We start from the raw sequence: 20,076 nt of genomic DNA, 5'->3' as shown, positions 1-20,076 counted from the left end.
TCAAGCCGCCGTCGACGGTCCAGTCGCTGCCGGTGACGTAGCGGACGGCCGGCGAGGAACGAGACGGCCGCGGCGATTGACCGGTGGATCGGCCGGTGCTTCGACGACTGCCGAACTCTCCAGGGCCTCGACCTCGACATCGCGCACCCACGACACCTGTGGCAGAGCGCGCTCGCCTTGCCCGAGTCATCCGGTGGCCACGTGTGGCTCCATGGAGACCTCAAGCCAACCAACCTTCTGGTCAGACGGGGAGGGATGCACGCCGTCATCGACTTCGGAAGCCTCTCGGTCGGCTTCCCCGACGCCGAGCACGCGCCTGTATGGGATCTTCCGGCCGAGGCCGGACAGGCGTACTTGCCCTCACGTCCCGCCGGCCGTCTGGATCGAGCCGACGACCTTGCGCGGGGTGATCCGGACGACAACGCGTGAGGTGTCGTCGGCGGAGGCGGGGTTGAAGTGCGCGTAGTCCTTGCCCGTGTACTTGCGCGATAGTTCGTCGATCAGCTCCGCGCCGCCTTCCGTACCGAGGGTGGCGGTGCCACGCACCTCGGCGTAGGTGTACGGCGCGTCGGGCGGGTTGATCATCACGGCGACGCGCGGGTCCCTGCGCAGGTTTCGTTCCTTCCTGCGGCCCACGGTCGTGGAGATCAGCAGGTCGTCGCCGTCGCGCGTGAGCCAGGTCTCCGACAGCTGCGGGCTGCCGTCGGGCTGGATCGTGGCCACCGTCGCGAAGACGGGGTTGTCGTCGACGAGCCCCTTGAGATCGTCGGAGAGTGCGGCCGGCATGGAAAGGGCCCCTTTCGGGTGGGCGTCTCGCACCCCACGGCACGGGATGCGACAACGGATGGCGCCGCGGGGTACAACGACCGTTTCCGATACCGGTGCCGGGCCGCAACGACCGACAACCCCCCTACGCGCACCCGTGACGTGACGTGACGTGACGCGGCTGCGCGTAGGGGGGGACACGGAGCCGAGCACGACCGCAGTCGCTGCCACCGGCCACCGATCGACCGGATCACCTCGGCTGCGTCGCGGTCGCTCCGCATGGACGGCTCGGTCGCGGCGATCGCGAGCCTGCCGGTCCTCGTCTATCTTCGCGTTTTCGCCATGGCGCCTGATGCTGCGTTTCGGCCGTCGCTCGGAGATGATCGGGCAGGGCATATTCCGGACGTAGTCGATATTGCGACGTCCGAATTTCCGCGTACGGCAGGACGGCCGAACCGGCGCCGGCCGATGACGGTACGACGGTCCGCGGCAGCAGGCGGGCCCGTCAGAGCCTGCGCGGGATTCGAATTCCGCAGGTGTCAGGGCACCGAGGCAAGCAGCGCCCGGAGCCGTTCGAGTCGCAGGAGCGGATCACCGGCCGGTGCTGCGGACCCGTTCGCAGGGGCCCGGTGAAGCGAGAGGCGGCGGATCATGCATGCGGCCTGCTCAGTCGATGCGGCGTACGGGCGGGCGCGGGGGGGGCGGCGAGATTGGGGCGGTATGTCACGGGCTCGTGTTCGGTGAGGTCGCGGCGGAGGGCGACGGCCTCGGCCAACGCGCCCTCCGCGTCCCGATGCCGGCCCGCGTCGTTCAGGGCGACGCCCAGGTTGTGCAGCAGCTCGGCGAGACCGGGCCGGGCCGGGGCGTCGCGGAGTTCGGCGATTCGGGCGTGGGCGTCGGCGAGTTCGCCGCGCAGGCTTTGCCATGCGTCGCGCAGGGTCTGCCATTGGGTGCCGAGGGCGGTCAGGATCGTGAGGATCTCTGGACGGCGGACGGTTCGGTGTCGGGGTCCAGGCCCGTCTCGCGCAGGACCGTCTCGGTGTCGTCTGGGTCGGGTAGGCAGGCCCCGAGCAGTGCCCCAACGGTCAGTCGGTCCGTCGCCGGGGGCGGCGTGTCGCGTTCGGCGCGCCACAGGTCGTGGAACCGCAGCACGGTCTCGTCCGGGTCGGGGCGGCGCACCGAGACGCCGGCGAGGTGGTGGACGACGGACGCTCCGGGCCCTGGCCGCGCGGTCGTGCCGCCGGCCGCGTCCGACTCGGTGAAGGTATGCAAGCCGTGCCGACATCGGACCGGGTGGATGCACTCGGTGCTCAAGGTTTTACTCTCCGTATTCCCGGGGAGGTGCGGTGTACCGAGTCGGCTTGTTGTCCAGGAGGAAAAGATGGCTTCCACGCCGCATCAGCCGTACGGCACCGTGGTCAGCGAGAGCGGGGTGAACGTGCGCGAGTTTCCGAGTACCGACTCCTCTGTCGTCGACCGGTTGCCCCATGGCTCCACGGTGGGTCTGCGGTGCAAGGTACGAGCCCGGAACATCGACGGCAACGACATCTGGTACCTGCTCCGAGACCGGCCCGGATGGGTCACAGCCCGCTTCGTCGACAACACCGGCAACGTCCCGCTCTGCGGGGACGTGACCAACGGGGATACCGGCTGAACAGCAAAGACTCCGGCCGTCCCGGATGCGTCCGTTCGACCACGCCGGAGCCGGCGCGTTCGGCGTCTGCCCCGCAATCCAGGACTCCCGAACCCTCGTCCGCGCCACGACGGAGGTCAAAGACAGGCTGTCAGCGGTTCGGGTCGTCCCCGCGCGCCGCCCGCACCAACTCGTCCCGCGCGGCCCGACGGGGCAACACCTCGTCGTCCGGCCGGGGGCCACGATCCACCGCCCCGTCGGCGACCTCGGCCACGATCCGCTCGGCCGCCGACGCCACGGTCGCGGTGTCGTAGGGGGAGCCGTGTGACGAGATGCCGTGCCATTCCCCGGGGTCCCACACCACCAGCAGCTCCCCGAGGTGCACCGCGCATCCGAGCGCGGAGTCCTCGGCGCCGCCGCACGCGGCCACCCACCCCAGCAACGGTTCGCCGGCGTCGTCGGTCGGTCCGTCGCAGGCGTGCACCGATCGTGCACTCAACGGACACCGACCCTCAGCGCCGCCGCGCGTTGCAGGCGATGGTCCATCCGTCGGGCTTCCACCATGGGTCCAACTTCCTCAGCGAAGCTTCGCGTTCGGGGTGGTTGTCCATCACCCCGTGTCGGCGTTGGGTTGGCGAGCCATTGTCCGATCCTGACGCCGTCCTGGATGGCGTTTTGTGGTGCTGCGAGGTGTCCGACGCGTTGGAGGTAGCGTCTGGCGGTGGCGAGTCCGTCGTCAAAGGCGGCGTCGGGGTGTGACCGGACCATTCCGAGCATGACGAGCTTGCGCACCCGGTCCTTGTGCAGGCGTCCCGCGGCGTACTCGCGTCGTTGCACGGCGGCCCATCACCCGACGGGATAGCCGTGGTCGTGCCCGTCGCCTGCGTCGACCGGAATCCTCGGATGGCCCTGCGAGTGGAGGAAGCGCCGCGCGGCGAGGTCGGCGCGGATCCAGTCGCGTTCGTCCTCGTTGATCACGTCGAAAGACTGCTCCGGCGCTGCGACTACCGACGCTTCGACCGCGCCGGCGTGTCGGAGTCCGGCGGATTCATCCGACACGCCCACGCCGGCACGGCCGGCCCCCGAAGCGTCGTATTTTTGCCACTTCGGAGACCAACCCCTCTGCAAGTTCTGGGAGTTCGGCGAACGGGCGCCCTGTGTGCCCCGTGCGGCGGCGGAGGCTCGTGCCCGGCGCGTCACGGCCCCGGGTCCCACCGCCGAGATCACCGCTGTGACCGCATCATCGCCGTGGAGGTCGCCCGGGTCGCCGCCGGCCAGGCGGGCGGGAGCGTCCTGGACAACGGCAGCCGCGGCTTTCCCAATCCCGGTCGCTCCCGGTGTCCGGCGTACCGGTACGGCGGTTCCGTCTACGGGAGGCTCGTCCCCACCACATACAGGGACATCGTCCCGAGCAGCCGACCGCACCGCCGATGATCCGTCCTGGCGCCGCCGCCGATCGACGCCACCGCGACTTCGAATCGATCACCCGGCGATCCCGCATACGGCGGGGTTCGGTCGTGGTCCGAACACCCTGACGACCGGCCGGAGCCCGCAGGATTCCGCTGCCGCGCAGGGGCTTGACGTCTGCACACAGCTTGCATACATTCGGTCTATGAGTGGAGCGCGAACGACGACGCGGGCGGCATCCGCGCAGATGGTGGCCTATGAATGGCTTAAGCAACACATTTCCAGCATTCCCCGCACCGACAGTGTGTTCCTGTCGGAATCGGAGATCGCCGCGGCGACGCAGACGTCCCGCACACCCGTGCGCGAAGCCCTGTTGCGGCTGGACACCGAGGGGTTCGTACAGATCATTCCCAAGCGGGGAATCCTGGTGCCGGCGATCTCCGACCCCGAGGTCAACGCCGCCATGGAGGCCCGTCAACTGCTGGAGGACTGGTGCGTCCGCCGCTCCGCCGCGGTCGCCGAACTGCTCGTGCCCGAGCTCGAGAAGCTGCTGACCGAACAGGCCGGGCTCATCGACGATCCCCGGCGGTTCATCGAGGCCGACCGCGCGTTCCACCGGGTGATCGTGGCCCAGGCGGGCAATCCGATCGTCACCGGTTTCTACGAATCGTTGCGCGAGCGCCAGGTAAGGATGGGTCTGTCGGCGCTCGCCGGCACCGAGGGCAGGCCCGCCGTCGTCCTGGATGAGCACCGCACGATCGTCGAGGCGCTGCGTGGCGGCGACCCCGAGGCCGCGGCGACCGCGCTGCGGACACACCTGGCGAGCACGCTTCGCACGCTGAACCTGCTGCCCTCCCCAGGGAGGCGTTGATGCGTGTCGCCCTGCTTCAGGTGGCCAGTCCCGACGACGAGTCGCCGGCGGATCGCCTCGCCCGCGTCGGGCGCACCGTACTGGCCGAACGGGCCCTGCGCGGAACCGATCTGCTGATCCTTCCGGAGATGTGGACGGTCGGCTATTTCGCCTTCGAGCACTACGCGTCCCGCGCCGAACCCTTCGAGGGCCCCATCCTGGCCGCCGCGCGGCGGTGGGCGGGCGAGATCGGCGTCGGGATCCATCTGGGCAGCTTCGTCGAGGTCGACGAACACGGCCGGCTGTACAACACCTCGGCCGTCGTCGGCCCCGACGGAACGGTCGAGAACACCTACCGCAAGGTCCACCTGTTCGGCTACGGGTCCCGCGAGTCCACACTGCTCACACCCGGGACCACCATCGGCACCAGCGACGTGGCCGGGCTCGCCACGGGCATCACCACCTGCTACGACCTGCGGTTCCCCGAGCTCTACCGCAGCCTCGTCGACGCGGGCGCGCGGCAGGTGGCGGTCTGCGCCGCATGGCCGAAGGCCCGGCTGGAGCACTGGCGGCTGTTCACGACCGTGCGCGCCGTGGAGGAGCAGATGTACGTCGTCGCCTGCAACGCGGTGGGCGAGCAGTCCGGTGTCGCGCTCGGCGGACACAGCCGGGTGGTGGATCCCACCGGCCGGGTCGTGGTCGAGGCGGGCGAGAACGAGGGCTTCACCTTCGCCGACCTCGACCCCGAGCTCCCCGAGCGTGTGCGCGCCGATTTCCCCGCTCTGGCGGACCGTCGTTGGACGGGTTCCGCCGACGGGCCCGATTCCGCCGCCCCGAGCGCGGCGAAGGAGCACACATGACCCGCACCGCCCCGCGGCTGCGACTACACACCACCGACGGCGCGCCCGTCGAGGTCGCCCCGACCCGGCTGGTGGTGGCCGGCTACGCCGGTCGCGACACCGCCGCGGTCCGGCACCACATAGCGGAACTCGCCGCGATCGGCGTACCCGAACCCGAATCGATCCCCGCCTTCTACGACATCGACCCCGACCGACTGAGCACGAACGCGGACGTCGTGGTGGACGGCGCCCGCACCTCCGGCGAGATCGAGCCCGTGCTGATCCGCGCCGACGGCCGCCACTACCTGACCGTGGGATCCGACCACACCGACCGCGAACTCGAGATCCTCGACATCCGCGCGTCCAAGGCCGCCTGCCCCAAACCGCTCGCGACCACCGTCGTCGACCTCGGCACCGACCCCGGCGCCGTCGACTGGGACGCTGTCGTCGCCCGCAGTTGGGTGGACGGCGATCTCTACCAGGAAGGCACGCTGGCGCAACTCCTGCCGATCACCGAGGTGCTGGCGGCATGGGAGCACGATGCCCCCGCCGACGACACCCTCGTCCTGTTCGGCGGCACCATGCCGCTGCGTGACGGAACGTTTCGCTACGGCCGCACGTGGCGCATGCGCCTGGAGATCCCCGGTCATGCCCCGATCGAATTCAGCTACGACACCCGTGTGAGGAGTTCCCGCATGCGCTCCGGAACCGACTATCTGACCTCTCTCGACGACGGACGTCGGGTGATCGTCGACGGAACCCCCGTCGCGCACGTGGCCGACCATCCGGCCTTCGCCTCCATCGCCCGCACCGTGGGCGAACTCCTCGACCTGGCCGCCGACCCGGCCAACGGCATCCAAACCCGCGACCCCGAGACCGGCCGACCGGTGAACCGGCTGTTCCTGCCGCCGCGCAGCGCCGAGGAACTGCGCGCGTGGCGCGACGCCGCCCAGGTGTGGGCCGACCACACGAGCGGCTGGGTGGGCCGCTCGCCCGACCACGTCGGGGCGTTCGTCGCGGCGTTCGCCGCCCACCCCGAGGCGTTCGCCGACGAACGCGGCCTGGCGGCGAACGTGACCGCGTTCCACCGACGGATCGTCGAGAACGATCTGTACGTTTCCTACGCGATCATCCCGCCTCAAGTCTCCCGCGCCGCCGCCACGCAGGCGTGGGAGGGGGACTTCGTCCAGGTGGGAGTGAAGGAGGAACGCGAGGACGGAATCGTCGTACGCGGCGCGCAGATGCTGGCCACCGGTGGCGCGGTGGCCGACGAGATCCTGGTGTCCTGCATCAAGCCGCTGCGCCCCGACGACACCGACTTCGCCGTCTCGTTCACCGTGCCGGTCGGCGCCGCCGGGCTCACCCTGTACTGCCGCCGGCCCTACGCCCCGGGCGCCACCGACGAGTTCGACTACCCGCTGAGCACCCGATACGACGAGACGGACGCCCTGCTCGTGTTCGACGACGTGTTCATCCCGTGGGAGAACGTGTTCGTCTACAAGGATGTCCCCGGCCTGCACAGGCAGTTCTTCGACACCGCGGCGCACGTGCTGGGCAACTGGCAGGCGCAGATCCGCTTCGCCACCAAGCTCCGCTTCCTCGCCGGTTTGGCTCGTAAGGTGGCCGCGGTCAACGGCGTGGACACCTTCCCCGGTGTCGTGGAGAAGCTGGGCGAACTCGCGGGTTTGGTCTCCGTGGTCGAGTCCGGTGTACTCGCCGCCGAACACACCGCCGCGGCCGACGCGCAGGGCCTGTTCCGCCCGGGCGCGCAGGCGCTGTACGGCGCCATGGGCCTACAGGCCGAGATCCACCCGCGTGTGATCAACATCCTGCGCGACCTCGTCGGCGGCGGCGTGCTGCAAGTCCCTTCCAGTGTCGCCGAGTTGGTCAACGCGGACACCGCCGGGGACATGGAGCGCTACGTGAGTGGCCCCGACATCTCCTCGATCGAGCGGGTCAAGCTGTTCAAGCTGGTCTGGGACGCGATCGGCAGCGAGTTCGCCGGGCGGCACCAGCAGTACGAACTCTTCTACGCCGGCGCGCCCTTCGTGGTGAAGGGCTACGCGTTCCGCAACTTCGACTACGCCGGCCCGGTACGCGCCGTCGAGAAGTTCCTGGCGTCCTACGGCGTGCCGGCCCCGTCCGCCGCCGGCACCAGTGCCGGCGAGGCGGTCGCGTGAACAAGCCCGAACTGGAGTTCTTCCGCGTGCAGGACGTGGAGTTCACGGTCTGCCCCGGGGGCGACCCGCTCATCACCGAGCGAATCCTCGCGCGCGATCCGGAAACCGGTGTCGCCACCCGGATCCTGCGCTACGCGCCCGGCGCCGACTCCACCCCGATGGGGGTCCAGCGGCACGACTTCTGGGAGGAGGTCTACATCCTCGAGGGCTCCTTCGTGGACCTGACGCTGGGCGAGACGTTCACCGCCGGCCGATACGCGTGCCGGCCACCGGGCATGCCACACGGCCCTTGGCGCTCCGACGAGGGGGTGCTCACCTTCGAGGTCCGCTACCCGGCCTCGCGGGAGCCGAACCCGAGACCGGAGGAGAGAAGATGACGATGACACCCTCGCTCGTCGACCCGACGACCATGCGCCGGGCCATGGGTACCTTTGCCACCGGCGTCGCGGTGATCTCCACCGAGGAGAACGGGCGGCCGCACGGCATGACGGTCAACTCGCTGACCTCGGTCTCACTGGAACCCCCGCTGCTGCTGGTCTGCTTCAACCACGGTGCGCGCAGCGCCGACGCGGTGGCGGTCTCAGGCAGGTTCGTGGTCAACATCCTCTCCGACCGGCAACAGGACATCGCCCTGCGCTTCGCCCGCCGCGGGGAGGACCACTTCGCCGGGCTCGCCCCGGAATACGGCACCCACCGAGTGCCTGTCGTCCCGAACGCGCTGGCGCACCTCGAGTGCGACGTGGAACGGATCATCGATGCCGGGGATCACATGATCGTGCTCGGCGCGGTCCTCGACACGTGCGTCCGCTCGGGCGACGCGCTCGGCTTCCACGGCGGCAGGTTCGCCGACGTCGTTCCGCACGACCGCGAGCCCGAGCACTGGTTCTTCTGAGAGCCGTCCGAGGCACGAATCCCATCTCGGCATCACCTCCGGTCGCCGACGACGCAGACGCGATCTGCCGCACATCACCCCGGGCCGCACCGTTCGTGCCGCCCACCCCCGGAAGGGAGTACCCGATGCCCCTGTCCGTCGAGGACAAGCTCGCCATTCAGGAACTGTCACACGCGCAGATGCGCTGCCTCGATGCGCACGACGTGGACGGCTGGGTCGGATGTTGGGTGCCCGATGGGCGGTTCACCGCCACATACGGCACGTTCACCGGCCACGACGCCATCAGGGAGTTCATCGTCGGCCACATCGCGGCCGGCAAGGAGGACGGCGCCCGGCACGTGATGACCAATCACGTCGTCGAGGGCGACGGCGATCGTGCCGCCTCGTACAGCCTGGTCGTGAAGGTCCAGGTCGAGAAGGCCCCGCACATCATCGCCACGGGCGTCTACAACGACGTCGCCGTGCGCACCCCGGAGGGCTGGAGGTACGAGTCCCGCCGACTCGACATCGACAACGGCGTCTTCGCGGCCGCCGCTGCCGCCGCCGAGCAGGATTGAGGGCCGACCCATGAGCGTCCTCGCAGTCGAACGATGGGGGGACGCCGGGCCGCCGGTCGTCCTCGTCCACGGCAGCCTGAACTCCGCCGCGGCCGCCTTCGCCGAACAAAGGGCCCTCGGCGACCGGTACCGGCTCATCGCCCCCTACCGGCGCGGCTATCGGCCGAGTCCGCCGACCGACCGGGTCGACCCCGACCGCGACGCGGCCGACATCGTCGACCTCCTCGGATCCGGCGCACATCTGGTCGGCACGTCCATGGGCGGGGTGGTCGCCATGCGCGCGGCGGCGCTGGCCCCCGACCGGGTGTGGTCGCTCACCGTGGTCGAACCACCGGCCCTGCCCAACGGCGCGGGTCGGCCTGCGGCCGACGAACTCGCCACGGCGATGCGGGAATACTGGGACCGGGCCGATCCCGACGACCTCCAGTCCTTCGCGGAGGGGTTCCTCCGGGTGCTGAACGTGTCCATGACGTTGTCCTCACCGCTGCCGGAGCCCTTCGCCGAGGCGATCCACAACCTCACGACGGAACGCCCCTGGCTCACGGGGGTCCCGGCCGCCGAACTGGCCGCCACCACCTTCCCCAAGCTGGTGGTCACCGGGGGCGGCACACCGGGATTCGAGGACGTCGCCGACGCTCTGGCCGAGCAACTCTCGGCCAAGCGTGTCCTGTTCGACGGCAGCCCGCACGCGGTACAGCGCATTGGGGAGCCGTTCAACACTGAACTCCTGGCTCACCTGACCGCGGCCGGCGAGCCGAGCCCCTGATCGGGAGCGACACGCCGAACGCACGGCCCCGACGCACGATGGCGTCGGGGCCGCAGGCGTACCCCGTGGCCGAACGCGGCCCTGTGGCCAGTGCGCCGCGGTGCCACCGCGGTCAGCACCACCACGCAAGGGCCGATGCACCGATGCGAGGAGTGGTTCCATGATCACCCTGCTCGAGAGCACCACCAAGCCGCGAGGGTCAGGTGGTGGTTGCGGCCGGTGCCTTGCCCGTCACGGCGTCCTCGTGGGCGCCCGCGGGTGGTCCTGCCTTGCGGAGGGGTGTTTCGACGACGTACAGCGCCGCGATGAACGCGGCCGCGCACAGGATCGCCCCGGCGAGGAAGATCTGGTGGGTGGCGCCGGTGACCCCGTGCAGGTAGGCGTCCTCGGCCCCGGCGGGCAGGTGAGCCGGTGCGTGCGCGTCGCTCTCGGTGCCGGGCACGTGGGATTGCACGGCGCGGGTGAACAGGGAACCGAAGACCGCGACGCCGAGGGATCCGCCCAGGGTGCGGAAGAGGGTGACCGCACTCATGGCCGCGCCCATGTCGCGCAGGGCGACGCTGTTCTGGGCGATGGTGCCGGCCACCTGCTGGGTGAGGCCGAGCCCGAGACCGACGAGAACCATGTAGGTGCAGGTCAGGAATCGGGACGTGCCGGTGCCCATGGTCGCCAGCAGCCCCAGGCCGACGGTGAGGAAGGCGGCGCCCAGGACCGGGAAGACCTTGTACCTGCCGGTGGCGGACATGACCTTGCCCGCGATGGTGGAGACGATCACGACGGGGATCATCAGGGGCAGCATCAACAGCCCGGAGTTGGTGGCCGAGGCGCCCTGGACGGTCTGCTGGAACAGCGGCAGGTAGAGGCCCGCACCGAACATGACCACGCCGGCGGCCAGGAGCAGGATGATGGCCAGCGGGAAATTGCGGTGGTCCGTGAAGATGGCCGGAGGCAGCACGGGTTCCGCGGCCCGGCGTTCCGCGCGGATGAACAGGGTGAGCCCGAGCAGGGCGACTGCCCCGAGAGCGAGGATCTGCCAGGAGGCCCACGCGTAGGTGGTGCCCGCCCAGGTCGCGGCCGGCACGGTCGCGCTCATCGTGACGGTCAGCAGGGCGATGCCCGACCAGTCGATCCTCGCCTCGATGCGCTTGGCGGGCACGTGCAGCATCCGCCACAGCCACACCAGCGCGAGCAGGCCGAGCGGCAGGTTGACGTAGAAGGCCCAGCGCCAGCCCCAGTGCCCGGTGATGAAGCCGCCGAGCAGAGGGCCGCCGACGACGCCGATCGCCATCACCGAAGCCGTCATGCCCTGGTATCGGCCGCGTTCGCGCGGCGGTACGAGTGCGGCGATGAGGGCGAAGGCGCCCGCGCCGATACCGCCCGCGCCGATGCCCTGCAGCGCGCGGAAGGCGATCAGTTCGGGCATGGACCGGGCGGCCCCGCAGAGTGCGGAGCCGGCGAGGAACACGGCGATCGAGGCCAGGTACATGGGCTTGCGGCCGAACAGGTCGCCGAACTTGCCCCAGATCGGGGTGGTGACGGCGGTGACCAACGTGTAGGCGGTCACCACCCAGGACAGGTGTTCCAGGCCGCCGAGGTCGTCGACGATCGAAGGCATCGCGGTGCTCACGACCATGTTGTCGAGCATCGAGAGCAGCATCGCGAGCATGACGCCGAGCAGCACCCACCGGACGTGCCCGGGCGTGCCGGCAGGGGCCGTCGAGCGGGCGTCGGGAGATGCGGGGGATGCGGGAGGCGCGGGAGATGCGGACATGACGGATCACTCCCTCAGGGATGCGTAGTGATCGAAGAGCGGGAAGGCCACCGGCCGACGACAGCGGGGCGGCGACCGCTCCACAAAACCACAGCAACTCTATAAGTGCAACAGCTCTACCTTTCGATATGTCTCGCATTCAGAGGTAGCATGCGGGCATGGGAACGACACAGATTCGCGAACCGCAGCCGCAGGGACGCCGTGAGCGCAAGAAGGCGGCAACCCGCCAGGCCATCGCCGACGCGGCACTTCGCCTGTTCCTGGAGCGCGGCTACGACCACGTGGGAATCCGCGAGATCGCCGACGCCGCCGACGTCTCGACCGCCACGCTCTTCAAGCACTTCCCCAGCAAGGAAGCGCTCGTCTTCGACATGGACACCGATCGGGAAACCAGCCTGCTCGACGCCGTCCACAAGCGCCCCGAGGAACAACCACTCCTTGCCGCCCTCCGCGACTACGTGCTGGCCAGGGCGAACATCTCCCAGGACGCGGAAATGGCGCGGTTCCTCGAACTCATCCGCTCAACCCCGGCATTGAGCGAGTACGCCCACCGCATGTGGATGCGACACGAGAGTGCGCTCACCCAGGCCATCGCCGAGGAAAGCGGCGCCCCACCGGAAGATCCCACCTGTCGCGCACTGGCCCACTTCGTCCTCCAGACCACCGCCCTCGCCCGCGTGAGCGACGATCCCCGAACGGCCGTCGAGAGCGCCTTCGAACTCCTGGAACACGGCTGGGACACCACCAGGCCGAACGCCTGAGACCGGCAGCACACCCGCATCCGTCGTTCTCCAAGGACGGACGCATGTCGGTCGGGGGCGCCCGCCAGTGGCCCGGGATGCTCGGGAAGCAGCCGAACCACGGGGCCGCGGTGAGCCTGCACGCCGCCTCCGTCCCGATCTCCCGGCAACTGCCCGTACCCACCGAGTGGGACGACGACGCCGGTCGGAGGAGGAGGACCCGGCTCTCGGACGAGGACCCGGTACAGGACGCGCGTGCTCCCCACCGGAAGCGCTCGGGGCACGTCGTCCCGCCGGCCGTTGGCAACCCCGGCGAGTCGTAGGGCCCTCGGTCCACGTCGGAGCCCGAAGCCCGAAGCGGAAACCGAGAGGTGCTCCGACAACCGGCTCGGACTACGGACAGCGCGGGGCGCGTTGACACTCGGACACCTGCGGCTCGCGGCGGCCGCCGCCGAGGATCACCGCGGACCGTGCAACGCCGGCCGCAAACGGCCCGGGCGGAGCCGCCGTACCACCCCTCGTCCGTTACGGCGGTTCACGATCACCGCCGACCCGCACGCCCGGCCGGCCCTCTGGGGCGGGAACGCGGCAGCCGTGTACCGCGAGTCGATCGCCGAGGCCCACGCGGCCACCACACACCGCGCGACGGGAACAGGTGACGCGACGACCCCACCCTCGCCGCCGGCCGTGCCGTCGCGGCCGTATTCGCGACGGATGACGCCCGCCACAGGGGGGTGGGAGCCCCCGGTTGGACGACGACGCGTACGAGGCGATGGCGTACGCGATCGAGTGCCACGAGCACGAACACCTCGAGGAGGTCCTCGCCGACCGGCCCCGGCACCCGCCGATCCCGGGCGCTCGCGCGGGTGCGGTCGAGTCGGACGAGCCGCCGACCCCGGTGCCGGACGATGCTTCGCTCGCGAGGCGGCACCGGGCCTCGGGCGGCGTGTGGTCGGGACGCGATCCTTTTCTTGAGCAATCGATCCAGATAGGTTACGGTGAGGCCATGGCAAGGACCCGGGAGTTCGACACCGAGGCGGCGGTGAGTCGCGCCATGGAACTGTTCTGGAGGCGTGGCTTCGAGGCGACTTCGGTACGCGACCTGACCCAACAGTTGGGCATCGGGCAGGGGTCCCTGTATGCCGCGTTCGGCGACAAGGAGGGCCTGTACCGGGCGGCGCTGGAGCACTACCGCACCACCCTGGCGGCGGCCGCCCTGCGCAGCCTGGAGGAGGGGGCGGACGCCCGGTCGGCGATCCGCACGATGTTGGTCGAGCGGGTCCGGATCGCCGTGGAAGACAACGGCCGGGGCTGCCTGGTGGTCAACGCCGCCTGCGAGCGCCTGCCGGAGGATGCGGCGATCCGGCGCACCGTGCGGGACATGCAGGAGGCCAGTCGGGACGCGCTCGCCGAGGTGCTGCGGGTCGCGGCGGAGCGGGGCGAGATCGCGACGCGACACGACCCGCACGCCCTCGCCGCTTTCCTCGTCACCTTCCTCAACGGACTGCTGGTCTCCGCGAAGATCACCCCGGACGTCCACGTTCTCGAACCCCTCGTGGAGGTCGCGCTGGCCGCCCTCGACTGATTCCTTCGGTCTCTGTCTCCGGAAGCGTGAACTCCCGGGCCGCCGCGGCTGCTTGGCAACGGCGGCGCGGAATCGGCGCTGTTCCGCGCCTGGTTCACCCCACCCGATCCCGCGACTCGAAGGTCATTCACGCTGTCCGGAGACAGGACTCTTTTCATGGCCGCAATCTGTATCAGACGATCCAGAAAATTGCCTACGCCCGCCCGGACACGGGATCCGGCGACATCCATCGCGACATCCGTCCCTCCGGGCCACCCAACAACTTACGGAGAACCCATGCCCCCCGTGCCCACCCCAAGTACGCCCGCTCTGGGCGGTAGCCGCTGGAACACCTTTCCCGCGGCCGGTACCACCATGACCGCCCGCGACTTCTTCGCCGCCACCGAGCCACTGTTGCAGGGCATCATCGATGACAACGCCCTCACCAGCGCCGACGGCAAGGTGCTGGAGGATCAGGTCCGCGCGACACTTGCACTCGGCACCCGGGAGACCTCCCTGCCGCTGGGCATCGGCCCGGACAGCGCCTCGGCGGCGCGCGAACTGGGCGGGCAGGCCGAGACGATCGGCCGGGAACTCGCCTCCTGGGCCACCTCGGCCCTGGAGAGGCTGCTCGTCAGCCGGATCCCGCTGCCCGCCGGACCGCTGGTCGTGCGCAGCCACTGCTACGGCCACCTGCTCACCCCTCCCGCGGTCGATCTGCTCCGCGGCCGGCGCGGCGGGTCCGTCACGATGCAGCTCTACAACGAGTGGCTGCACCAGATGGTCCTGCTGCGCGATGCCCTGCTGCCCTTCACCAACTGGCAGGACGTTCCGCTCCTGATCACCCCGACCGGTCTGCGGCACACCGAACCGGCCCGCGACGCCTTCCTCACCGAACTGCTGGTCCGCCAGATCCGACACGCCGGCATCGTGGACTTCGCCCGCCGCGTCGTCACCGGCGCCTCCGGCCCGGCCGGCTACGGCTTCGAGGCGGGCGGCGGCACCGCCCTGCCCGCCGTCCTCGACCAGCCACCCCTCACCGCACCCCGGTACCTGCTGACCTGGCGCACCGACCCGGCCGCCGAAGACACCGCCACGTACGTCGCCGAGGTGCAGGACTACTACGCCGCCCCTCGCACCCTCGTCGAGGACCTGCCGCCCGCCATCACCGCGTCGGGGCCCCTCACCGCCCGCATCGGCACCGGGCCGGTCGGCGAAGGGACCCGCACCGCCCGTATCGAGGTCACCCACGACGGCACCACCGCCCACGTCGACCTCGGCCAGGCCCTGCGCGGCCACCGCTTCGCCCACCGGCCGCACCCCGCCGCAGGCGACGCACCCTCCGATGCCGCGCCTCGCATCGCGACCGTGTGGTCCGCACTGCGTGCACCGGGACTGGTGTGGACGCAGGCAGGCGACGTCATCGTGGACGCGACCGGCCGGGACGACCTCGTCGTACTGGCCCTGCTCGGTCGGCTCTACCCGGAGAACGTCACTTTGCGCACCGCCGGCCCGTTCGCCGCCCGGACAACCACGGACGGCACCGGACCGAGCCGCCTGGTGACTGTCGTCGATCCTCCCCGAGCCCACTGACACCCGTATCACGAAGTGCAACGGAAAGGTTGGAGACCATGATGTTCGACCACGACGAAATGCCCGTCCGCACGGGCCGAGCCGCCGTCAACGGAACGAGCCTGCACTACCGCACGGCCGGGTCCGGTCCCGCGGTGGTACTCCTGCACGGCGTGCCCAAAACCGGCTACCACTGGCGCAGGCTGGTCCCGAAGCTGACGCCCCACTTCACCGTCGTCGTACCGGACCTGCGCGGCCTCGGCGACTCCGCCCGCCCCGCGGACGGCTACGACTCCGCGACGATGAGCGACGACATCGCCGAGTTGATGAACCGCCTCGGACACGAGACATACGCCGTGGCGGGCGAGGACTGGGGAGCGGTGATCGGCTACCAACTCGCCGCGCGCCACCGCGACCACGTCACGGCCCTCGTGTTCGCCGAGGCGCTGTTCCCCGGATTCGGCTTCGAGGACCACACGGCCCTCACCCCCGAGAATGTCGCCGGCGGCATGCACCTGTGGCATCTGGGCTTCTACTTCCAGCCGGACGTACCCGAGATGCTGATCGCCGGACACGAGCGGGAGTTGATCACGTACATGATCAAGTTCGAGCGCAGCCACCCGGACAGCGCCGACTCCGACGCGGTCGAGGAATACGTGCGCTGCTACTCGATGCCCGGCGGGATCCGCGCGATGCTCTCGATCTACCGGGCGATGCTCGTCGACGCCGAACAGAACCGGCGGGCCGCGCAGAAGAAGCTGGACATCCCGGTCCTGGCGCTCGGCGGATCCGCGTTCATCGGCGACCGGAACGAGTCCCAGATGCGGCTCATGGCCCACGACGTCACCGGACACCTATTCGACGCCGGCCACGACCTCGCGGAGGAAGTGCCCGACGAGATGGCCGAGGTCGTCCTGCCGTTCCTGGCCGCGCACCTGTAACCGCAGCACCCGGCCGCCGAACTCGGCGAGCCGAAGCGGCCCGCAGGCCGTGCGTTCGACGGACCGCTCCCGCCTGCGGGTACCGTGCCGGCGCGGATCCGAGCGAGTACGACGGATACCTCCCGGCCCGCGCGATCGAGGCCGATATCGCAGGCCCACCTCACAGGCCTCCGAGCCGGTCTGCTTCTCGATCAGGTGTCACCACTGCTGGACGATCATGTGCTCTCGGCCTCGGGTTCGTCACGGCGCCGTGGCGCGACGACAAGCCCGATCGCGAGCAGGACGGCGGCGACGGCCAGGATCGCGACGGTGGCATGCGATGAGCCGGACATCATGATGAGCAGCCGGCCGAACGCGGCGGCGCCTATCGAGCCACCGAGTTGTCGGGCGAGGGTGAGTGTGGCCATCGCGGAGCCGAAATGCTCGGGCGGGGCGGTGGTGATGCCGAGCAGCGTGTACGCCTGCATCAGCAGACCCAGGGCGGCACCGGACAGCGCCAGGCCCACAAGCGCGATTCCCAGCACGAGAGGACTCGGCCAGGTGCTCCCCAGAGGGAGGATCGAGAGCAGGGCCAGGCCCACCACACCCAGCATCAGACCGAGCCGTCCCCAGGGCACGATGCGAGGGAACCTCCGCGCGACGACCGAGAAGGTCGCGGTGATGACGAGTTGGCCGGCGGTGAGGGCGACCAGCAGGGTCGAGACGGTCGACACGTCGTACCCGGTGCCGGCGTTCACGGCGAGAGGAACGAAGGTGAACGTTCCGAACAGCGCGGCCCCACCGATCCCGGTGACGACGATGGACCGGGACAATCCTCGCGAAGCGAAGATCACGGGAGGGACGAGCGGGTCCGCGGCTCGCCGCTCGTGTCCGACGAACGCGATGGTCGCAAGGACGGAGAGGGCCAGAAGCGCCGCCGAAGGGACGACGGAGCCGGCGATCGCCTCGAACGATCCCAGCACGACGATGCCGGACGTCGCCACGAGCATGAGCACCGCCCCGGACAGGTCGAAGCCACGCAGGCTGGTCGTGCCGGACCTGCCCGGCAGACCGCGGTACCCGATCACGAGGGCGAAGACGCAGACGGGCAGGTTGACCAGGAAGATCGCCGGCCGGCCGGCCCACGCGGAGAGGTACCCGCCGACGGGAGGCCCGGCCAGAGCCGCGATCGCGGTGCCCGCGGTGAGCCACACCTGCCGGCGGATCAGCTCGGTCTTGTCGAACAGCACGCCCAGAGTGCTCACCGCCGTCACGATGAGCCCGGCCCCGCCCGTGCCCTGCACGGCGCGAGCCGCGACAAGCAGCGGCATCGAGGGCGCCAGGGCACATGCCAGGGAACCGGCGGCGAAGACCAGCACCGAGCCGACGAACACCGCGCGCCGGCCGAGGATGTCGCCCAGCTTGCCTGCGATCGGCGTCGTGACCGTGACGGCGAGCAGATACGCGGCGGTCACCCCCGCGATCGCCGGTCCGGCATCCAGGTCGTCGCCGATCCTCGGAAGAGCCGCCACCACGATGTTCGTGTCGAGCTGGGCGAGCAGCATCCCGAGCAGCAGCGCGAAGAACGCAAGCTCGACATGCGCCGGAACTGCCCGGCGATTGCCTGACCTTGGTGGTGCCTCGGTATTCATCACCCTCCCGATCTATGCGATTCGCATACACTGTACATGCGTATCGCATAGACTGTTTCGCGTGGACACGAAGACACCGGAGCCCGCTGAACATGCCGGGGCGGGGCGTGCGCTGTTCCGCGTCGTGCGGTACTGGTCACGTCGGTGGACCGGCACAGGTCAGGGCGTCGACGCCGAGCGCGGACGCGACGTGATGGTCACCGAGGCCGTCGCCGCGATCCAGGGCGACGAGGGCGCCACGGTCAATGCGGTCGCCGATGAACTGGGCATCGACCAGTCCGGCGCGAGCCGGTTCCTTGCCCAGGCGGTCGAACGCGGCTACCTCCGCAAGGTCGCCTCGCCCACCGATGCGAGGCAACGGCGACTCCTCGTCACCAAAAAGGGAGCGAAGATGCTCGCCTCCGCCCACCAGTGGCAGGAATCCGTCTTCGCCGAGCTCACCGCCGACTGGTCGGCCGACGACGTGCAGCGCTTCCACGGGTATCTGCAACGCTTCCTCGCCGCCCAGCAAGAGCGACGGTAGGCGACCGGATCCACCGCGCCCGAGACGACGGCCCACCACGCAGACCGGATGCCCGCCGCGCGTCGCCTTCCGCCGCGACGACGACGCGCTGTTGCCGTGGGACGGCACGGCCTGGCTGCGCTCCTCGACCCGGGACGCGATGACACATCGTGTTTCCCCCGGCAAGGGCGCCATCCACAGCCGGACCAACTCCTCGGCGATGTACCGCTATTGGGACGCCGACCCACCCGACGGCAGCGGCGGCGACCGAGTCCGACCCGGCCGCGCTCCTCGGCCGGCGCCGGGACACGGCCGCCGTGTTGGGGCTCCTACCGGCCGCCCGCTGACGGATCGTCCCGAGCCGGAGGGCCGGCCACCACGTGTCGCCACCGCTCGGCGCCCCGGGCCAGATCCCGGCCGATCCGGTCGAGGAACGTGCTCATGAGCGAGAGCCGCACTCCCGCCGGGGTGGCGGCGCCCAGCAGTCGGGCGCCGTCGAGGGCCACGGCGGCGATTCGGGCGTTGGCCTGGATGCCGGCCACGATGGCCTGCAACCAGACGTCGTTGTCGATGACATACAGCTCCGCCCGGCCGTGCGGGTGGCGCTCGCGCCGGATCAGCCCTTGTTCCTCGAGGTGGCCCACGGCCTTGGACACGGATGCCGGGCTGACCTGGAGGAGCCGGACGAGTTCCGCCGAAGTGAGGCTGCCGGAGTCGGTGGCGTACAGGCAGGCGAGCAGACGCGCCGCCGTCCGCGGCAGGCCGGCCGCCATCAGCACGGGAGTGAAGCGCTCGCCGAACTCGCGGACGACTGCGGAGTCGGCGCCGGGCACGGCGGTGTAGAGCACGGGATCGTCGTGTACGCCGTCCGCCGGACCGCCGGCGATCGCCGTGTCCGCCGGCGCTGGGCCGGTGGAAACGGCGGCCGCCTTGCCGCGCCGGGCGCGCCGTCCGGTGGCTTCCTGCGCCTGGTCCGCGTGGTAGCGGTCGGCACCCCCATTACGTTCGACCTCGCGGCTCACGGTCGAGACGGGGCGGCCCAGGTCCGTGGCGATCCGCGAGTAGCTCAGCCCGGCGCCCAGTCCCGCGGCGATGCGCAGCCGTTCGTCATGCGTCAGCCTGCCTCCGGGCATCGCCGCGTGCTCCTGCCGTGTCGTGTGCGCCCGTACCGGAGCGGTCGGGCCGACGGCAAGTATGCATTCACCGTCAGGCCATTGCAATGAATCGCCGATGGTTTTGCGTTCATCACCATTCCCATTGCAAATAGTGCGCCGAACTGCCCAGTAAAGACCGCGATTCGTGGACCTTTTGATTGCCGAAATGCTGAAAGCAAGGTAGCTTTCACGAATCCATGAAGATCGATTTCGGAGTCCTTCCATGCGCATGGTGGTCAGCGGGTTCATCAGCCCCGACGGCGTCGTCCAGGCTCCCGGGCACCCCGAGGAGGACTCCGCCGCCGGCTTCAC

Annotated in this window: 22 protein-coding genes; 15 read left to right on the top strand and 7 right to left on the bottom strand. The window is 70.2% G+C overall.

Features of this window, described 5'->3' with window-relative positions; genetic code table 11:
- Positions 1-75 precede the first annotated feature (75 nt).
- Complete coding sequence (locus tag ACWGR4_RS33350; protein ID WP_452129750.1) at positions 76-429, top strand: phosphotransferase; 354 nt, start codon at positions 76-78, stop codon at positions 427-429.
- Here the strand turns inward: ACWGR4_RS33350 and ACWGR4_RS33345 are convergent.
- Together ACWGR4_RS33345 and ACWGR4_RS33340 are read right to left on the bottom strand one after the other, a co-directional pair.
- On the bottom strand, positions 361-786 hold the full coding sequence (locus tag ACWGR4_RS33345) for a PPOX class F420-dependent oxidoreductase (protein ID WP_452129745.1): 426 nt from the start codon (positions 784-786) through the stop codon (positions 361-363). The two genes, ACWGR4_RS33350 and ACWGR4_RS33345, sit on opposite strands and share 69 nt — an antisense overlap.
- Positions 787-1,728: 942 nt before the next feature.
- Positions 1,729-2,079, bottom strand: coding sequence for a hypothetical protein (locus ACWGR4_RS33340; RefSeq protein WP_452129744.1), 351 nt, complete (start codon positions 2,077-2,079; stop codon positions 1,729-1,731).
- A 67-nt stretch (positions 2,080-2,146) separates the two neighbouring features.
- Between ACWGR4_RS33340 and ACWGR4_RS33335 the strand changes: the two genes are divergently transcribed.
- Positions 2,147-2,419: an SH3 domain-containing protein gene (locus tag ACWGR4_RS33335; RefSeq protein ID WP_452129743.1), complete on the top strand. Its 273-nt coding sequence runs from the start codon at positions 2,147-2,149 to the stop codon at positions 2,417-2,419.
- A gap of 130 nt (positions 2,420-2,549) precedes the next feature.
- Here ACWGR4_RS33335 and ACWGR4_RS33330 read toward each other — a convergent pair whose 3' ends face one another.
- Entirely contained in the window at positions 2,550-2,897 is a 348-nt protein-coding gene (locus tag ACWGR4_RS33330) for a hypothetical protein (protein WP_452129742.1), read from the bottom strand.
- 347 nt (positions 2,898-3,244) lie between these two features.
- Complete coding sequence (locus tag ACWGR4_RS33325) at positions 3,245-3,376, bottom strand: hypothetical protein (RefSeq protein ID WP_452129741.1); 132 nt, start codon at positions 3,374-3,376, stop codon at positions 3,245-3,247.
- A gap of 634 nt (positions 3,377-4,010) precedes the next feature.
- Between ACWGR4_RS33325 and ACWGR4_RS33320 the strand changes: the two genes are divergently transcribed.
- From ACWGR4_RS33320 to ACWGR4_RS33290, 7 genes are all read left to right on the top strand, one after another.
- Positions 4,011-4,676, top strand: coding sequence for a GntR family transcriptional regulator (locus ACWGR4_RS33320; RefSeq protein ID WP_452129740.1), 666 nt, complete (start codon positions 4,011-4,013; stop codon positions 4,674-4,676).
- Positions 4,676-5,515 (top strand): carbon-nitrogen family hydrolase, encoded by an 840-nt coding sequence (locus tag ACWGR4_RS33315; RefSeq protein ID WP_452129739.1) that lies wholly within the window; start codon positions 4,676-4,678, stop codon positions 5,513-5,515. The genes ACWGR4_RS33320 and ACWGR4_RS33315 overlap by 1 nt, the downstream gene beginning before the upstream one ends.
- On the top strand, positions 5,512-7,674 hold the full coding sequence (locus ACWGR4_RS33310) for a 4-hydroxyphenylacetate 3-hydroxylase N-terminal domain-containing protein (protein ID WP_452129738.1): 2,163 nt from the start codon (positions 5,512-5,514) through the stop codon (positions 7,672-7,674). Before ACWGR4_RS33315 ends, ACWGR4_RS33310 begins: the two co-directional genes overlap by 4 nt.
- Positions 7,671-8,051, top strand: a complete 381-nt coding sequence (locus ACWGR4_RS33305; RefSeq protein ID WP_452129737.1) for a cupin domain-containing protein — start codon at positions 7,671-7,673, stop codon at positions 8,049-8,051. The genes ACWGR4_RS33310 and ACWGR4_RS33305 overlap by 4 nt, the downstream gene beginning before the upstream one ends.
- The gene (locus ACWGR4_RS33300) at positions 8,048-8,566 is read left to right on the top strand and encodes a flavin reductase family protein (RefSeq protein ID WP_452129736.1); all 519 of its coding nucleotides are present in this window, start codon (positions 8,048-8,050) and stop codon (positions 8,564-8,566) included. The genes ACWGR4_RS33305 and ACWGR4_RS33300 overlap by 4 nt, the downstream gene beginning before the upstream one ends.
- A 125-nt stretch (positions 8,567-8,691) precedes the next feature.
- Entirely contained in the window at positions 8,692-9,123 is a 432-nt protein-coding gene (locus ACWGR4_RS33295) for a nuclear transport factor 2 family protein (protein WP_452129735.1), read from the top strand.
- Between the two features lie 10 nt (positions 9,124-9,133).
- Positions 9,134-9,889 carry an alpha/beta fold hydrolase gene (locus ACWGR4_RS33290; RefSeq protein ID WP_452129734.1) on the top strand — a complete coding sequence of 252 codons (756 nt, stop codon included), beginning with the start codon at positions 9,134-9,136 and terminating at the stop codon, positions 9,887-9,889.
- 199 nt (positions 9,890-10,088) lie between these two features.
- Here ACWGR4_RS33290 and ACWGR4_RS33285 read toward each other — a convergent pair whose 3' ends face one another.
- Entirely contained in the window at positions 10,089-11,660 is a 1,572-nt protein-coding gene (locus ACWGR4_RS33285; protein ID WP_452129733.1) for an MDR family MFS transporter, read from the bottom strand.
- 158 nt (positions 11,661-11,818) lie between these two features.
- Between ACWGR4_RS33285 and ACWGR4_RS33280 the strand changes: the two genes are divergently transcribed.
- From ACWGR4_RS33280 to ACWGR4_RS33260, 5 genes are all read left to right on the top strand, one after another.
- Positions 11,819-12,421, top strand: a complete 603-nt coding sequence (locus tag ACWGR4_RS33280) for a TetR/AcrR family transcriptional regulator (protein WP_452129732.1) — start codon at positions 11,819-11,821, stop codon at positions 12,419-12,421.
- On the top strand, positions 12,394-12,723 hold the full coding sequence (locus tag ACWGR4_RS33275) for a transposase (protein ID WP_452129749.1): 330 nt from the start codon (positions 12,394-12,396) through the stop codon (positions 12,721-12,723). Before ACWGR4_RS33280 ends, ACWGR4_RS33275 begins: the two co-directional genes overlap by 28 nt.
- Positions 12,724-13,406: 683 nt before the next feature.
- Positions 13,407-13,985: a TetR/AcrR family transcriptional regulator gene (locus tag ACWGR4_RS33270; RefSeq protein ID WP_452129731.1), complete on the top strand. Its 579-nt coding sequence runs from the start codon at positions 13,407-13,409 to the stop codon at positions 13,983-13,985.
- Positions 13,986-14,261: 276 nt separating this feature from the next.
- Positions 14,262-15,557: a hypothetical protein gene (locus ACWGR4_RS33265; RefSeq protein ID WP_452129730.1), complete on the top strand. Its 1,296-nt coding sequence runs from the start codon at positions 14,262-14,264 to the stop codon at positions 15,555-15,557.
- Positions 15,558-15,595: 38 nt separating this feature from the next.
- Positions 15,596-16,477: an alpha/beta fold hydrolase gene (locus ACWGR4_RS33260; protein ID WP_452129729.1), complete on the top strand. Its 882-nt coding sequence runs from the start codon at positions 15,596-15,598 to the stop codon at positions 16,475-16,477.
- A 215-nt stretch (positions 16,478-16,692) separates the two neighbouring features.
- On the opposite strand, the gene ACWGR4_RS33255 is transcribed toward ACWGR4_RS33260, so the two are convergent.
- Positions 16,693-18,108 carry an MFS transporter gene (locus ACWGR4_RS33255; protein WP_452129728.1) on the bottom strand — a complete coding sequence of 472 codons (1,416 nt, stop codon included), beginning with the start codon at positions 18,106-18,108 and terminating at the stop codon, positions 16,693-16,695.
- Positions 18,109-18,169: 61 nt separating this feature from the next.
- Here ACWGR4_RS33255 and ACWGR4_RS33250 point away from each other — a divergent pair, with 61 nt between their 5' ends.
- Entirely contained in the window at positions 18,170-18,631 is a 462-nt protein-coding gene (locus ACWGR4_RS33250) for a MarR family winged helix-turn-helix transcriptional regulator (RefSeq protein ID WP_452129727.1), read from the top strand.
- 308 nt (positions 18,632-18,939) lie between these two features.
- Here the strand turns inward: ACWGR4_RS33250 and ACWGR4_RS33245 are convergent, their stop codons facing one another.
- Positions 18,940-19,743 carry a MarR family transcriptional regulator gene (locus ACWGR4_RS33245; RefSeq protein ID WP_452129726.1) on the bottom strand — a complete coding sequence of 268 codons (804 nt, stop codon included), beginning with the start codon at positions 19,741-19,743 and terminating at the stop codon, positions 18,940-18,942.
- Between the last annotated feature and the right edge of the window lie 333 nt (positions 19,744-20,076).

The sequence above is a fragment of the Embleya sp. NPDC055664 genome (genome assembly GCF_053618075.1).
This window is presented reverse-complemented; position numbering and strand designations above follow the sequence as displayed.